This is a genomic window from Streptomyces sp. NBC_00154 (genome assembly GCF_026342835.1).
Taxonomy (GTDB): domain Bacteria; phylum Actinomycetota; class Actinomycetes; order Streptomycetales; family Streptomycetaceae; genus Streptomyces.
In genome coordinates, this window is sequence record NZ_JAPEMI010000001.1 from 294,113 (window position 1) to 309,833 (window position 15,721).

At 68.1% G+C, this 15,721-nt stretch carries 11 protein-coding genes and 3 pseudogenes; 5 read left to right on the plus strand and 9 right to left on the minus strand.

Annotation, left to right across the window (positions count from 1 at the left end; genetic code table 11):
• The first annotated feature begins 304 nt into the window (after positions 1-304).
• Positions 305-1,285 (plus strand): sphingomyelin phosphodiesterase, encoded by a 981-nt coding sequence (gene sph / locus OHA03_RS01320; RefSeq protein ID WP_266999889.1) that lies wholly within the window; start codon positions 305-307, stop codon positions 1,283-1,285.
• Positions 1,286-1,536: 251 nt separating this feature from the next.
• On the opposite strand, the gene OHA03_RS01325 is transcribed toward sph, so the two are convergent.
• A complete protein-coding gene (locus OHA03_RS01325) occupies positions 1,537-1,980 on the minus strand; it encodes a transglycosylase SLT domain-containing protein (protein ID WP_267007885.1) in 444 nt (147 codons plus the stop codon).
• A gap of 669 nt (positions 1,981-2,649) precedes the next feature.
• Positions 2,650-3,216 carry a histidine phosphatase family protein gene (locus OHA03_RS01330; RefSeq protein WP_266999890.1) on the minus strand — a complete coding sequence of 189 codons (567 nt, stop codon included), beginning with the start codon at positions 3,214-3,216 and terminating at the stop codon, positions 2,650-2,652.
• Between the two features lie 182 nt (positions 3,217-3,398).
• Between OHA03_RS01330 and OHA03_RS01335 the strand changes: the two genes are divergently transcribed.
• Complete coding sequence (locus tag OHA03_RS01335) at positions 3,399-4,223, plus strand: N-formylglutamate amidohydrolase (protein WP_266999891.1); 825 nt, start codon at positions 3,399-3,401, stop codon at positions 4,221-4,223.
• 116 nt (positions 4,224-4,339) lie between these two features.
• On the plus strand, positions 4,340-5,020 hold the full coding sequence (locus OHA03_RS01340; RefSeq protein ID WP_266999892.1) for a DUF899 family protein: 681 nt from the start codon (positions 4,340-4,342) through the stop codon (positions 5,018-5,020).
• A gap of 58 nt (positions 5,021-5,078) precedes the next feature.
• Here OHA03_RS01340 and OHA03_RS01345 read toward each other — a convergent pair whose 3' ends face one another.
• A complete protein-coding gene (locus OHA03_RS01345; RefSeq protein WP_266999893.1) occupies positions 5,079-5,690 on the minus strand; it encodes a bifunctional 2-polyprenyl-6-hydroxyphenol methylase/3-demethylubiquinol 3-O-methyltransferase UbiG in 612 nt (203 codons plus the stop codon).
• Positions 5,691-6,294: 604 nt separating this feature from the next.
• On the opposite strand from OHA03_RS01345, the gene OHA03_RS01350 reads away from it, so the two are divergent.
• Positions 6,295-7,755 carry an amino acid permease gene (locus OHA03_RS01350; protein WP_266999894.1) on the plus strand — a complete coding sequence of 487 codons (1,461 nt, stop codon included), beginning with the start codon at positions 6,295-6,297 and terminating at the stop codon, positions 7,753-7,755.
• Positions 7,756-7,927: 172 nt separating this feature from the next.
• Here OHA03_RS01350 and OHA03_RS01355 read toward each other — a convergent pair whose 3' ends face one another.
• Positions 7,928-9,601, minus strand: a complete 1,674-nt coding sequence (locus OHA03_RS01355; RefSeq protein ID WP_266999895.1) for an SWIM zinc finger domain-containing protein — start codon at positions 9,599-9,601, stop codon at positions 7,928-7,930.
• 208 nt (positions 9,602-9,809) lie between these two features.
• Between OHA03_RS01355 and OHA03_RS01360 the strand changes: the two genes are divergently transcribed.
• A complete protein-coding gene (locus OHA03_RS01360; RefSeq protein ID WP_266999896.1) occupies positions 9,810-10,103 on the plus strand; it encodes a hypothetical protein in 294 nt (97 codons plus the stop codon).
• Between the two features lie 89 nt (positions 10,104-10,192).
• Here OHA03_RS01360 and OHA03_RS01365 read toward each other — a convergent pair whose 3' ends face one another.
• From OHA03_RS01365 to OHA03_RS01375, 5 genes and pseudogenes are all read right to left on the minus strand, one after another.
• Positions 10,193-11,044, minus strand: a complete 852-nt coding sequence (locus tag OHA03_RS01365; protein WP_323181320.1) for a DUF1080 domain-containing protein — start codon at positions 11,042-11,044, stop codon at positions 10,193-10,195.
• Positions 11,045-11,122: 78 nt separating this feature from the next.
• A pseudogene (locus tag OHA03_RS47765) lies at positions 11,123-11,326 on the minus strand (PKD domain-containing protein); the annotation flags it as partial.
• 9 nt (positions 11,327-11,335) lie between these two features.
• Positions 11,336-13,249: pseudogene (locus tag OHA03_RS01370) on the minus strand (ThuA domain-containing protein); the annotation flags it as partial.
• A gap of 39 nt (positions 13,250-13,288) precedes the next feature.
• Positions 13,289-14,317, minus strand: a pseudogene (locus tag OHA03_RS47770) (ThuA domain-containing protein); the annotation flags it as partial.
• Between the two features lie 205 nt (positions 14,318-14,522).
• Positions 14,523-15,500: a multicopper oxidase domain-containing protein gene (locus tag OHA03_RS01375; RefSeq protein ID WP_266999897.1), complete on the minus strand. Its 978-nt coding sequence runs from the start codon at positions 15,498-15,500 to the stop codon at positions 14,523-14,525.
• Positions 15,501-15,721 lie beyond the last annotated feature (221 nt).

The following is a 15,721-nucleotide window of genomic DNA, read 5'->3' on the forward strand; positions in this document are numbered from 1 at the left end:
GCGCCGGGGCTGCGGATGCCATGTCTCAGTGCGCGGCCATCTGCGAGCTCGACCCGCGGCCCGTACGGTGCCCGGGTCGTACGCGGACCAACCGGTCGGTGAAGGTGATACCGAAGACGCCGTGCGGGTCGGCGCGTTGACCGTCTGCTGGCCGGAAACGACTGCGACGCGCGCGCCGGATCCCCCACACCATTGGTACGCCGATGGAGAGTCTCCCGACACCCGGTGTCTACCCATGAGTAACTCCCGCTGATTTGATGTGGGTTGCTCCACCCACCCCCCATCAGCAGAAGCAGGAGACCCCGTGCCGCTCACCGCGCCCCGTCGCACCTCCGGCGTAACTCTGTCCGCCGCGCTCGTCGCCGTCACGCTGGCCGCACATGTCCCTCAGGCATCGGCCGCCGACACCCCGCCGCTGAGGGTTCTCACCTACAACACGTTCCTGATGAGCAAGAACCTGCACCCGAACTGGGGTCAGGACCACCGTGCGGCAGAGATCGCGAAGGCATCGTTCTTTCAGGGCAACGACGTCGTGGTGCTCCAGGAAGCCTTCGACAACTCCGCTTCCGACGCGCTGGCACAGAACGCGTCCGCCCAATACCCGTATCGGACGCCGGTGGTGGGCCGGAGCAAGAGCGGCTGGGACGCCACGGGTGGTGCCTACTCGGCCGCCACTCCGGAGGACGGCGGTGTCACCGTACTGAGCAAGTGGCCGATCGTCCGCAAGGAGCAGTTCATCTACAAGGACGCCTGCGGCAGCGACTGGTGGTCCAACAAGGGCTTCGTCTATGCCGAGCTGAACGTCAACGGCACGACGGTGCATGTGGTGGGAACCCACGCGCAGTCGACCGACTCCGGATGCGGGACGGGTGAGGCGGCGCAGATGCGCAGCCGGCAGTTCAAGCAGATCGACGCCTTCCTCGACGCCAAGAACATTCCCGCGTCCGAACAGGTCATCGTGGCGGGCGACATGAACGTCGACTCCCGCTCCCCCGAGTACGCATCGATGCTCGCCGATGCCGGACTTGTCGGAGCCGATGCCCGCACCGGGCACCCGTACTCCTTCGACACCCAGGACAACTCGATCGCTTCGTACCGCTACCCCGACGACCCCCGCGAGGATCTCGACTACGTCCTCCACCGGGCCGGGCACGCGAAGCCGTCCGGGTGGACCAACGAGGTGGTCAAGGAGCAGAGCGCGCCCTGGACCGTCTCCAGTTGGGGCACCGACTACACGTACACGAATCTCTCCGACCACTACCCGCTGATCGGTTCCGTCGGCTAGCGGGACGGTGTCAACCGGCCGGCCTCGGAATCACCCGCGTCATACGTCGTGCCGACCGGTGCCTCTTCGACCGCAGCCACAGTGTGGGGGTACGCCACGGGGTCGGGGCGTGGCGTCGGTGGCTGCGGGAACGGCTGTCGTGGGCAGGCCGGTCGCGGGGATGCGGCCTGCGGTGGTTCGCCCGGTGGGTCTTGTTCGGGTGCTGGTCGCCCGGGACTTGCTGGGCGACCGGGGTGCTTCGTCGGGACGGATCAGTAGGCCGAGTTGACGTTGTCGATCGAGCCGTAGCGGTGCGCGGCGTAGTTGGCGGAGGCCGTGATGTTGGCGACCGGGTCGTAGATGTTCGTCGAGGTGCCGGGGACGTGGTACGCGTTGAAGGTGGGGTCGATGACCTGCATCAGGCCCTTGGACGGGATGCCCTTCATGGCGTTGGAGTCCCAGTTGTTGATGGCGTTGGGGTTGCCGGAGGACTCGCGCATCAGGTTCTTGTGGATGCCCTCGTAGGTGGCCGGGATGCCCTGCTTGTGCAGGATCTCCAGCGACTGGTTGATCCAGGTGTCGACGTTGCCGCCGGACTGGGCGGGGGCGGGGGCGGGGGTGGCGGCCGAGGCGGCCGGGGCGCTGACGACGGTGCCGGCCATGACGGCGGCGCCGGCTGCGACCATGCCCAGCGAGATCTTCTTGGTCTTGGTCATGCGGGCGAAGTTCTTGGGCATCGCGGTGATCTGCACGTGGTAATTCCTGTTCTGTCGGGGGGTGATGCCAAGAATTGTTAATCGGGAGGGAATCCCGGGTCAATGCCCACCTCTTACTACTACGATTAGTATCGGGTGCAAGAAATGATGGAAAAGTGGCTTCGCTGCCGGGGAGCGGGCCTCGATGGTCTACTATTCAGCTTCAGAGTGACGCCCGTCATATGGCCCACCCCACACGGCAAATGCCTCAAATCGGCACAAGAGTGACGCAGATCATGTGGCCTGCGTCATATCGAGGACATCTAATTCACTCACCGTAATGCAATAAAAGCACTCTGCATTCATGGCGAGGTGGTGGGATATCGGCGCTCATCGGCGGGGAATCCTGGCCGGTGATTGAGGGCCGACGGCCGGGGCCTGACGTCTGCCGACGGTATGTACCGGGGCTGATTCAGTGCCGCACATTCGCGTGAATGCACCGAGCATGGGGCGAGGCTCCCGCCGACGGTCGTGAGGCATGGGCGAATGGACCATCCCGCACGCTGATCAGCGGGCGGGATCCTCCTCCGCCGCCTGCGGATCGGCGCCCCGGCGGGGTGACCTGGCCTCACGCTGCGGGCCGTGGGCGACCGCCCACGAACGGCACCTGGTGCGCCGGGCCGCGAAGGGTCATCGGGATGGACCGGCTACGCGCCAGGGCGTGGGGAGTGTGTATTCCCATCCGGGCTGCCACGGGGACGAGGCCTCGACGAGGGCTTGCCAGTGGGCGCCGGTGAGCAGACAGTCCAGCGCCCAGCGGTTGGCGGAGTGCGCGATCACGAGGACTCGGGTTCCGTCCCGGTCGGCAGCGAGGTCACGCAGGAAGTCATCGGTGGCGGCCTGGACGTCGCGGTAGCTCTGGCCACCGGGGAACGGTTCATCGATGTGCCGGGCCCGCTGGGCCTCGACGAAGGCTACCGGCCGGCCGTTGAGCTCTCCGTAGTTGCATTCACGCAGGCGGGGGTCCTGGTGGATGGGCAGCGGGGTGTCGGTAAAGGCGATCTGCGCGGTCTCCACAGCGCGGTCCAGATCAGAGGTGAAGACTGCGGCGATGCCGTCGTCGCGGCGGCGGCGGCCGAGTTCGCGGGCCTGTAGGCGGCCAGTCGCGGAGAGCGTGCCCGGCAGCCAGCCGGTGGCGATCCCCGCCTCGTTGTCGGCCGTGGTGGCGTGGGTCTCGTACACGATCTCAATGGACATGCGCGCACTCCTTCGGGATCAAGCGCTTCGGCAGGGGGCATCCGTCGCACCGGGGACTTCTCCCTCTCAGCAGGCCCCGCAACGCCCTTGGCAGATAATCGCGTAGCGGGGCGGGAGACTGCACGACCGGCACTCCACCCCGACCATGTCCCGGACCTGCGCCACCCCGAAGGAACCCCTCCATGGGCCACGCCCTCCCACCGTTCCACCTCCTGCCTGGCGCGCCCGCGTCACCGGTTCTGCTACACGTACCGCACTCGGCACGTGTCGTCCCCGATCACGTACGCGCCGGGATCAAGCTGGACGACGAGGCTCTGGATCTCGAACTCGACCACATCACGGACTCCCATACGGCCAAGTTGGCCGCCGAGGCGGCTACGTCAGCGCCTCTCACGCCGTGGCGATTCGTCAACGGTCTGTCGCGACTCGTCATCGATCCCGAACGGTTCCCCGACGAACGCGAGGAGATGCTGGCCGTCGGCATGGGCGCGGTCTACACGCAGACCACGCACCGCGAGCCGCTTCGCTCACCGGACGTTGATCCGCAGGCGTTGATCGACCGCTACTTCCACCCGTACGCGGCAGCAATGACGGCCGCCGTCGACGAACGCCTGGCGGCCACCGGACGCGCGGTCGTCATCGACGTCCACTCCTATCCGTCGGCTCCGCTTCCCTACGAACTCCATGGCACCGGACCACGCCCACCGATCTGCCTCGGCACCGACGCCTTCCACACACCGCCGGACCTGCTGGCCCGGGCCGAGGAGGCGTTCGCCGGGTTCGGGGGCACGGGCATCAACAGCCCCTTCGCCGGTACGTACGTACCGCTGAAGCATTACGGCGTGGACCCGCAGGTCAGCGCGCTGATGATCGAAATCCGCCGGGACGTGTACATGCCCGAGCCGGGAGGCCCCGCCCACCCCGTCGGATCGACCGCGCTCGCGTCGGCGCTGGCCGCCCTGGTCGGCGCGCTGTCCGGTGCGAGCGAACAGGATGCACGGGCGTGACACCCGGCCCATGCCTTTCACTACAACACCGCCGCCTCGCGAGTCCCCGTACAGGAACAGACAATGGTGACCAGGGCAGCAGCTCCGTGCCGGCCCCCCTCGAAGAGGAGGTAGCGATGCGTCTGACCAATCTCGTCGGGGAGTCGGCCGAACACGTCAGCGCCCGCGAGGAGCTGCGACTGGCCGAGATCGAGCTGATGCGCCACCGCGAACGCGTCGCTGACCTGCGCCGCCGACTGCCGCTGGGGCCCGTCGTCGACGACTACGCGTTCGAGGAAGGCCCCGCGGATCTCCACGCGGACGATGTGCCGGTGCAGACCGCACGATTGAGCGAGCTGTTCACCCAGCCCGGGCGCGACCTCGTCGTCTATCACTTCATGTACGGCAAGCAGCAGACCCAGCCTTGTCCCATGTGCACCATGTGGATCGACGGGTTCAACGGAATCGCCCACCACGTCGCGCAGAACGTCGACTTCGCGATTGTGGCCGCGGCCGACCTGCCCACACTCCGCGCGCACGCACGGGACCGGCACTGGGAGAACCTGCGGCTGCTCAGTGCCGGGGCCGGCACCTTCAAATACGACCTCGGCAGCGAGGACGCCGAGGGAAACCAGGACTCGACGGTGTCGGTGTTCACCCGCGACAGCGACGGCTCGGTACGCCACTTCTACTCAGCACACCCCCGGATGTCCGACGACATCGACCAACGCGGCATCGACCTGCTCAGCCCGGTGTGGCACATCCTCGACCTCACCCGCCAAGGCCGGGACAACTGGTTCGCAGAACTGAGTTACTAGCCTGTGTCGGTTGGGATCAGGGACTCCTGCCCCCCCAAAAAAAGCCCATACGCAGCTGTTACGACCTTGAGCGCACGCCACTGACGAGCTGGCATCGCACCGGGTTGGCCGCGTCCGGAGCGGCCAGGATCTCGATGCCTTCGATGTCGAATCCGTGTCGGATCAGAAGCTCTTCCCACAGGCTGGGCGAGAGCACCCACACATGCACGGAAAGAGGAGCGTGGCCGCTCAGGCGTACCTCCTCCACACGCGGCCGCACACTCGCCGAGGGACCCACCCCCTCCGCGTTCGTGTGCAGAACCGAGAAGACCAGTCGGCCGTCGGTCCGGAGTGCATCCCGGATGGCGGGCAGCGCCCGGTCCGGGTCGATGTAGCTCAGACCGTGCACGGAGTAGACGACGTCGTACGGCGTACCGGCTCGCGCGTACTCAATCGCGTCGCCGTGCACGAAACTCACCCCGCCTGTGTTCCCGTACTGGCCCCGAGCACGCCGGAGTTGCGTGGCCGATGAGTCGATCGCATCAACGCGGGCGCCATGCGCACGGGCCAGGTGGGCCGCGTAGCGACCCGTGCCGCAGCCGATGTCGAGGACTCGTTTGCCGCTCACTTCACCGAGGGCCTCCGTTCCGGGGCCCTCACCCCAGAAGCCCCAGTCGATGGAGCCGGCCACCGGCGGAACATATCCCCTGTGAAGCTGGCGCCGCCCGTACTCCGTCCAACTCCGCGCGTTCTCAGACTCCCAGTTCCCCACGGTCACACCCCTCGCCCGCTGTCCGCCTGAACAGGCGATACCCGGTGGGCGCATCGCTACACAAACACCCAATTACGCTCCACTCGGATGAACTTCACAAACCTTCCACCCTTCCTTACCCACCACGGATGCGGGGCACGGAGCGAGTCAAGTCCTCCATCCGGTCGGCAGCGGAACGCACTCAGAGCGCCTCGGACCCCTGAGCCATGGAGCAGGCGAAGTCACCCCGACGGAAGTGAGGCATTCGCGCCCGCGCAGCCCTCGGAGGAGCAGTGTCGGGCCGGATCCAAACCGGCGAGCGGTTTGTTGGGGGAGACCGCGCCACCGCCGCCCCGCGGCACCCCCCTTGCTTACCGCCCCGTAACCTCTGAATTACCTCAGATTTATTCCTGCGTGACGTTGAGCACTGTCAGAATCGCAGGATTCCCGGATGATGTGGCGTCGGACCGTGTCACGGTGACGGCTGCCTGGCCCGCCACGGCCGGGAACGCCCACCTTCCCCTCACAAAGGCGAACCCTCTCCATGAGTGACCGCATCACAGCGGCCGAAACGCTCGTTGCCGCCCCACCGGCGGCGGGCTCCCCCCACGTGGACGCCGGCGATGCCGGGTACAGCAAGGACCTCAAGTCCCGCCACATCAACATGATCGCCATCGGCGGAGCGATCGGCACCGGGCTCTTCCTGGGCGCGGGCGGCCGGCTGGCCGGGGCGGGTCCGTCACTGGCCATCGCCTATGCGGTCTGTGGCGTCTTCGCATTCTTCGTCGTGCGCGCGCTCGGCGAGCTGGTGCTCTACCGGCCGTCCTCCGGCGCCTTCGTCTCGTACGCCCGTGAGTTCATGGGCGAGAAGGGCGCCTTCGCGGCCGGCTGGCTGTACTTCCTGAACTGGGCGACCACGGCTGTGGCGGACATCACCGCGGCTGCCACCTACGCCCACTTCTGGGGCATGTTCAGCGACATCCCGCAGTGGATCCTTGCGCTGATCGCCCTCGCCGTCGTCCTCACGGCCAATCTCATCTCGGTGAAGTACTTCGGCGAGATGGAGTTCTGGTTCGCGATCATCAAGGTCGGCGCCCTGGTCGCGTTCATGCTGATCGGCATCTTCCTGGTGGTGACCCAGCACCCGGTGGACGGTCACACACCCGGTTTCTCCACGATCACCGACAGTGGTGGCATCTTCCCCGTCGGCATGCTCCCGATGCTGCTGGTGATCCAGGGTGTCGTCTTCGCGTACGCGTCCGTCGAGCTGTGCGGCGTGGCCGCCGGTGAGACGGAGAGCCCCGAGAAGATCATGCCCAAGGCGATCAACTCGATCATGTGGCGTGTCGGTCTCTTCTACGTCGGCTCGGTGGTGCTGCTCGCCCTGCTGCTGCCGTACACCTCGTACTCGGGGGACCAGAGTCCGTTCGTCACCGTCATGGACAAGCTCGGCATCCCGGGCGCCGCCGGTGTGATGAACCTTGTCGTGCTGACCGCCGCGCTCTCCAGCCTGAACTCCGGGCTGTACTCCACTGGCCGCATTCTGCGCTCGATGGCGCTTTCGGGCTCGGCGCCCAAGTTCACCGGGCGGATGAACAAGGGCCAGGTGCCCTACGGTGGCATCCTGCTCACCGCCGGCTTCGGTGTCCTCGGCGTCGTACTCAACTACGTCATGCCGGGCGAGGCGTTCGAGATCGTCCTCAACTTCGCGTCGATCGGCATCCTCGGCACGTGGGGCATGATCATGCTCTGTTCGCTGCTGTTCTGGCATCGCTCGTGCGATGGCCGGGTCACCCGCCCCTCGTACCAGCTGCCCTGGGCCCCGTACACGCAGATCGTCACGCTGGCGTTCCTTGCCACGGTCGTGTTCCTGATGTGGTGGGGCGGCGGAGTGAGCCGTACGACCGTGATGTGCCTGCCGCTGATCGCGGCTGCGCTGGTCGGCGGCTGGTTCGTCGTCCGGCGACGGGTGAACGACCTGGCGCAGGAACGCGAGGACGCCTGACGGTCCTCGGTACTGGCGACGACCCTCGCGGAAGGCTTCCTTCCGCGGGGGCCGTTCCCGTGCCGCCCGGCCACCGGGCCGGGCGGCGGCGCCACCCGGATCGTGCCGTCCGGACCGGATGTGACGTCCCGTGATCTCTGGCGCAGGGAGTTCTACGTCTTCGCCGTCGGCTTCACAGGCCGTTTCGGTCGAGGAGCCGCATCAGATTCCGCTTGCGCTTCTGACCGGCGCGCACGGTGGCAAGGTGCGCGGTGAAATCGTCCGGGGTACCCAGGAGGCGGTGGCAGTCGCGCATGCTCAGGAGCAGGCGGGTCAGCTGCTCGTAGACCGCGTTTCCGGTCTGCTTCTCGAGGGGTCCGGCCAGGCGCCGGTAGACGCGCAGCGCATCGGCGGGGCGGATGGGGCGGACCTCGTCGGCGAGGGTGAGCCACTGCCGGTCGTCGGCGCCGGTCGCAGTGGCGTCCTGCCAGGCGGCATCGATGTCCTTGTCGTCGAGCAGAGCGTCGATCAGGACCGGGCCGCCGTGCCAGCCCCGCTTGCGCTGTGCCGTGTCGGCGCGCAGCAGCGCCAAGGCCTCCCCGCGCTCGGCCTCCCAGCAGTCGGCCGCCAGTGCTGCCGTGCGCAGCTGCTGATACGCAGCAAGGGATCGGCGGGCGGCGAAGTGGGCACGGCGAAGGGCGACGGCGTCGGGGAGCCGATCCGAGCGTGTGTAGCGGTCGCAGAGGTAGTCGACCAGGCCGATGGCGGGGGTCGTGGTGTCGGAAGCTTCGTCGATGCCGCGCTCCGCCCAGCGCAGCGCGTCGCCGGGGCGACCGGCGGTGTCCAGTTCGCGGGCGATGACCAGATGGGTGCTTCCGTCGCGGGCGAGGTCGGCCGCGTGCACGGCGATCACCGCGTCCACATCGCCCGCCGCCTTGGCCAAATGCTCCATCAGGTACTTCTCCGCCCAGCCTGTGCGGTGGCCGCGCCAGGCTTCGAGCGCCAGCTCCCTCACGGTGACCAGTCCCTGTTCGCCGAGGACGTCCGCGTAATCGAGCGGGTCGATGGCGGTCAGGTCGTCCAGGTCGCCGAGCACATGGCCGACCAGCCACCGCGCGGTCTCGTCCGGATCGGGGCGTGCCACGCGGCACGCGTCAAGGTGAGCTTCGGCCAGAGCGGCCCCGACCCTGCCCAGGTGTCCGTCGGAGTCGTCGATCGTGTCCTGCACCTCGCTCAGCAGCCGCATCGCCTCCCGGGACAGGGAGATCGCGTCCGCGGCCCGCCCGGTGGCGGTCAGGGCGGCGATGGCGGAAACCGCCTGCGCGGCCTGTTCGCCATAGGCGCGGGCATCGGCGTAGTCGACGTATCCGTACCGCGCGAAGCGGCCGACGTCGAAGAGTTCGCGCATCCGGGAACGGACTTCGGCGAGGTCTCCGCGGGCGCTCGCCGCACGCAACTCCAAGCGGCGGCGCACCTGCCGGTCCTCGGCGATCTGCTCCCGTACGAGCGCGAGCAACTCGTCCCTGGAGAGCACGGCCAGCCACGCGTCCAGGTCCTGAGCGCGGTTCCGGGCCCCGGTACGCTGCCCCGGCAGGCTCTCCGACCGCGCGAGCGCGGTCAGGCCGAGCGCAACCAGGTGCTTGCAGAAGTTGCCGTCCAATCCGTGCGGGCAGTCGCACTCCCCGGCGAGCCCCTCAGGCTCGTCGAGTGACAACTCCACCTCGTAGGCGTCCGTCCCGTGGACCGTGGCGGTGACCCAGCCGTCGCCGACCTCCAGGGCGGTCACGGCGTCCAGATAGCCCTGGCCCCGCTCGAAAGAACGCGGCCCGGCCAATGCCCGCAGATCCGCCTCGGTGAACCCAGTCATGATCTCCCCGCCTCGGCCTTCCCACCTCGGTCCCTGAACCTACGCCCCTCATCCTGCCTGCTGGGAGCATGGTTCCGTGGCCGACCTGCACCGCGCGAAAAGTCGAGGGCGCTTCGCAGGCCTCACACGCCGGCACGGCATCATCGCCGCCCGGCGCTCACTGCGTCAGCGGCATGTCGTACCTGTACGAGACGTCACAACCCGCCTGGTGCTGCGTCTGCAATCCGGGGACGAAGTCGCCCTGGTGGCACCGTCGCTGCCGAATGGAGACGACGCGGTGCTGATGGCGGTGCGACCGCACCCACCCGCGCTGAAGGTGATCGAGGCGTTCCTGACCCATACGGGGTATCCGCGTGGGGGGGTGTGTCCCCGGCTGGGGAAGGCGGAGCAGTGGAACGCTGCCTCCGGGGCTGCGGGGCTGCGGGGCTGCGGGGCTGCGGGGCTGCGGGGCTGCGGGGCTGCGGGGCTGCGGGGCTGCGGGGCTGCGGGGCTGCGGGGCTGAACGAGCGAGCCGGCCCGGCGACGGTCCGCATGCTGGGAAGAGCCGGGCTCGGGGCTATTGCCCCGAGCCCGGCACCGGCCGCTGTGCGACTACAGGTTCCGCACCCGGATGTTGCGGAACTCGATCAGGTCGTTGTTGCTGTGGTTCTGCAACCCCACGTAGCCGCTGAGGAACTGACGCAGGTCCGTGGGTGGGTCACCCGCCCGGGACGACGACTTGCCGGGCGTGTTGTCGAACTCGTTGATCACCACGCCGTTGCGGATGATCGTGTAGTGCTGCCCGACCGCGCGGATCTCGTAGTCGTTCCACTGGCCCTTCGGGGTCACCCCCGCCTTGTCCAGGCCCACCGGCTTGAAGTTGTACACCGAGCCGGTCTTCTGGACCTCGCCCGTGGTCCCGTCGTAGATCTGGATCTCCTGACCGCAGTAGATCGCGAGCCACTCGGGGGCGGTGCGGGCCGAACCGACCGTCCCGCAACTACCGGCCGGACGGTCGGCCAGTGGCGTCCGCGGGTCCGGGAACCGGATGAAGACGCCGCTGTTGGCGTTGCCGTCACCCGGAGCCACGTCCCGGAACTGGAGCCTGACCGAGAAGTCTTCGAGCTCCTGCTTGGCGTACCACAGCATGCCCAGGCCACCTGAGCCGCGGATGGTGCCGTCGGGCTGGAGGGAGAACTTCCCGGGGCCGGCCTGCCGCCAGTCGGCGAGGCTCGCCGCGGTCCCGTCGAAGAGGGACCGGTACCCGGCGACCTTGCCGATCTCGCTCTGCGCCGCCGCCTTGCTGATCGCCGCCGACTCGCGGTTGTCGAGGACGTCCTCCTTGCGGAGGTCGTTGACCACGGCGTTGACGTGGCTGACGAACTCGCCGTGGTTCGGCCAGGACGCCTCGTCGTCGATCAGGTCGTTGACGGTGCAGCCGCCGCCCGCGCGGTGGTTGGCCACGCCGGTGTCGGTGTCGAGCAGCTTGACGGTCGGACGGGCGTCGGGCGCGGGGCAGCCGGCCTTCGCGTCGAACGTCGCGGTGGCCTTCTCGCCGTCGGCGTAGGTGACCGTCAGCTTCGCGTGGTACGTGCCGTAGTCGGCGTAGGTGTGCGTGGGGTTGGCCTCGTGCGACGGCGCGCTGCCGTCGCCGAAGTCCCACTCCCAGGCCACACCGCCGACCTTGGCACCGGAGAACGCCACCGTCTTGGGCTTGCTCTGGGTGATGACGCGCGCCCCGGCGTCCTGCGGCTTCGGGGTGGCCGGGCCACCCTGGTAGGTGATGCGGATGAGCTTCTGGTTGGAGTGCAGGCTGAAGAAGCCGCCCGCGTAGTCGAGCATGTACAGCGCACCGTCGGGACCGAACTTGGCGTCCATCCAGCTCTGCAGCTGGGTGGAGCCGTTGCCGGGCGCGATGATGCTGCGCAGGTCCTCGCCGAAGGCCGGCGCGCCCGCGTCCTTGACCCGGTCGGGGTCGACGGTCACCGCGACCCGGTTGTTGGAGTTGGACTCGTCACCGATGAACCACTTGTCCTCCCAGTACGCCGGCCATGCGACACCGCTCTTGGTGTCCACCTGGGAGCGGTGGTAGGTCGGACCGGACATGATGGCCTGGCCGCCGCCCTTGAGGTACGGCTGGGTGTAGGTGGCGTCGCTCTCGGCATAGGTCGGCAGGCCGCTGCCGTCGGAGCGCTTGGGGTAGACCGGGCCGCCGCCCTGGGGCGAGTACCAGATCATGTTGTCGCGGGCCGGCGGGATGTCCACCAGGCCGGTGTTGCGCGGCGACTCGTTCTTGAGGTGGTCGCAGTCGTACCAGCCGGTGAGGACACTGGCGTCGGTGTTGCTGCGGTCACGGTACGGCTGCTTGTTCCCCATGCAGTACGGCCAGCCCTGGTTGCCCGCGGAGGTGATGATCGTGGCCGTCTCGTACTTGGCCGGGCCCAGCTCGGGGCTCGGCGCTCCCGCGTCCGGCCCGACCCAGCCGGCGTTCAGCCAGTTGTGCACCGGGTCGACGGAGAGCCGTGCGATGTTTCGGACACCCATCACGTAGATCTCGGGGCGGGTCTTGGCCGTGCCCGGCGGGAACAGGTTGCCCTTGGGGATGGTGTAGGTGCCGTCGGGCTCGGGGTGGATGCGGATGATCTTGCCGTTGAGGTCGTTGGTGTTGCCGGCGGTGCGGCGGGCGTCCTGGAAGGAGACACCCTTGTAGTCCTGGGTCCAGTTGTTCCCGGAGTAGCCGCTGGAGCCGCCGGAGGAGTTGCTGTCACCGGAGCCGATGTAGAGGTTGCCGTCCTTGTCGAAGGACATGCCGCCGCCGGCGTGGCAGCAGCTGTGGATCTGGGTGTCCCAGTGCAGCAGGTCCTTGCGGGTGCCCTGGTCGATGGACTCGGTCGCGAAGTCGTAGGTGAGCCGGGAGACCGTCCGCTGGCCGATCCGCTTGTCGCGGTCGATCGACTCGTGCGGCATCCAGTAGATGTAGATCCACCCGTTCTTCTCGAACTTCGGGTCGAGGGTGACGCCGACGAGACCTTCCTCGTTCTTGACCAGCTCGTCACCGCTGCCCCGGTTGCCCATCACATCGAGTGTGGTGAGCAGTTTGACCTTCTTGGTCTTCGGGTCCCACTGGTGGATGGTGCCGCAGCCCAGGCCGACCTTGGGGTTGTTCCAGTCGGCGATCGCGCCGGACGGGCAGGCGGCCTTGCCGATGTAGAAGGCCTTGCCGTCGGGGGCCATGGTCAGACCGTGCGGCTCACCGATCTGGTCGAGCTGCCCCGCCTGGTTCTGGGCGGTCAGCCGCTCGGTCGTGTAGTTGGACGCGATGGTCGCCTGACAGTCACCGCGGACCATGCCGGTGGTCCACTCGATGGCGCCGAGGAGGTGGCTCTGGAACTTCGTGTCGGTGGTGTAGCTCTCCTCGGTGCGGCCCATGCCCGTGTAGAAGGACCGGCCGCCCTCGTAGTCCCGGCACCACGAGATCGGGTGGAACGGGCCGTTGGCGCTGAGCCCCGGCTTGTATTTCCCCTCCTCGACCTGGGCAATGGTGTGGACCTTGCCGATCGGGTTGGGGTCCCAGTTGATCCACTGGTCGGAGCGGGTCCAGTTGAGCGGAAGTCCCTTATTGGCTGGGTGCTGACCATCCGTCACATCGACGACGGCCTGCTGGACCTTGGTATCCTGCGGGGGCGTCGGGTTGGCGCTGAAGAGCCGCAGCTCGGCCAGCTGGGTCAGCGGCTCACCGCTGTTGGCGGTGATCTCCAGCCGGTAGTGCTGGTAGGCCGTGCTGTTGGTGAACTGGAACTGCCTGGTCTGGAACCGCGACGAGAAGGTCTCGCCGGTCCGGGTGTCGAGGGTCTTCCAGGTCTCGCCGTCCTCCGAGCCCTGCAGCTTCCAGTCCTTCGGGTCCCGTCCCGAGGAGTCGTTGGCGGAGGTCAACGCGTAGTTGACCACCGCGGCAGGCTTGTCCAGCTTCATGGTGACCCAGCCGGTCGGCGTACGGGCCAGCCATTTGGTGTCGTTCTTGCCGTCGAACAGCTTGTCCTTGGTCTCGTTCGGTGGGTTGTCCCCGTTGACCGCGCTCTCGACGACCTTCTCGGGGTCGGGGAGGCCCAGGGCAGGGCGGGTGCCGATCAGCCCGGTGAACCAGGAGGAGTCGGACTGGGCCCGGGCGGCGTCGTGGACGCCGACGAAGCCGCCGCCGTTGTTGATGTACGACTGGAACGCGGCTTCCTGCTCGGCGTTGAGCGTCACGCCGTCGGCCGACAGGAATACCACCCCTCGATACTTGGCGAGGTCGGCGGTGTTGAACACGCTCGCGTCCTCGGACTCGACAACCTTGAACCCGTTCTTCTCGCCGAGGTTCTCGATCGCCGCCGTGGCCTTGTTGACCGGGTCGTCCTGCTTGGCGGCCGGTCCGTGGAAGACCAGGACGTTCACCCGGGTTTCGGTGGCGGCGCCCTGGTCCTGGCTGACGCTTTCGACGGGCGGCTGCGCCTGTGCCTGCACGGCCGGCAGCCCGGACAGCCCCACCGTCAGTGCGGCGCTCGACAGCAGAACGACCGCGCGGCGCCAGGGCCACGCGTGACGAGTGGTCCGCGCAGGACGCGACGGCGGTGATCCGCTTCGTCTCGACAGGGCGAACCGGTCTCTCTTGCCCATGTGTGCTCCTTGACTCGATCCGGAAACGGAAGAGTGATCAGGGGATGGAGCGAGGGCTGCCGCAGGGGCCCCGCCTGGCATGCGCCGGGCGCGACGGCTTTCGGCGGGCGGTCACGCTGCCCGGGAAGGACGAGGTGCCGGAACAGGGAGGTCAGGTTCGCCTCCGGTCCTGGCGGACGCGAGGACCGACCGGCGGCAGGTTGGTACACGCCCGTCAGGCCGTCAGGCAGGCCTGACGGGCGTGGCTTCGGGGGCGGAGCCCGCATCGGGACCCCGCCACTGCCTTCTAGTGGTGGGGCATGCCGCCGGGGACCGTGCCGTCGGCCTCGGTCACGAGGAAGATCCCGGCCATGCCCATGTCCGCGTGGCTCTGGACGTGACAGTGGTACATCCAGGCACCTGCGCCGACCCGGGCACCCGCGATCACCTGGAACCCGAAGGAGTCCGCGGGGCCGACGGTCTTGGTGTCGATGACCCGGCTCACGTCCTGCGGACCCTGCAGGATCCCGGTGCGGTTGTCCACCCAGCGGTGGCCGTGCACATGGAAGGTGTGGAAAAAATCCCCGTGGGTGATGACGATGAACTCCACCCGCTCGCCGCGGACGGCTGTGAAGGTGGGGGTGTCGTGGTGGGCCTTGTTGTTGATCGTCATGTCGTTGAACACGACCGTGAACTGCTTGTCGGGCAGCACGTCGCCCTTGCGGCGCACGATCACGGGGCCGTACAGGCCCTTCTTGAGGCCGCCCGTGCCGTGTTCGGTCCCCACGTTGTGATCGTGATAGTGCCAGTAGCCGGCGCTGCCGGCCTCCCACGTCCCGTCGTGGTTCGGTCCCGGGGCGTGGGTGCGCCAGACGTAGGTCCGCCGGCCGCCCGGCTCGACAACGCTGTCATTCATCTTGGTGCCGTCGCTCGCGACGTCGTAGTCGACGCCGTGCACGTGCAGACTCGCGGCGACGGCCAGGTTGTTGACGACCTCGATGTGCATCGTGTCGCCCTCGGTCAGCTCGATGAGCGGGCCAGGAATCGACGCCTTACCGGGCTCCAGGCCGTAGCCCATTTCCCCGTTCGGCAGGTTCTCCATGTACAGCGTCAGCTCACGGACGGTGCCCTTGTCGTTTCCTTCACCGCTTCCTTCACCGGGCTTGTCCTTCGGGGCGGCGGCGGAGGCGCCGAGCACCGTGGGCACGACCGCCGCGGCGGCCGCGCCGGTGGCGAACGCTCGCCGGGAGAAGAAGCGTCTCGTGCCTGCGCCTTGGTCGGTCATCGCTCTCCAATCCTCGAAACGCGAAGGTGCCCGAAGGCGTTTCGTGGTCGTGGTGTGAGCCGCCGACGACGGCAGCTGTCCCGTCACGGCGGTACGCGGTGGTGCGCCGGGCGTTCGGCCCCGCGAGGCGGGCGGGGCGGTCGCCGGACCGAACTCCGGTGGAGACGGTCCGACTTGGCCGGACCCTGGTGAAAGCGGTCCGGCTTGGCTCGATGTGCCGG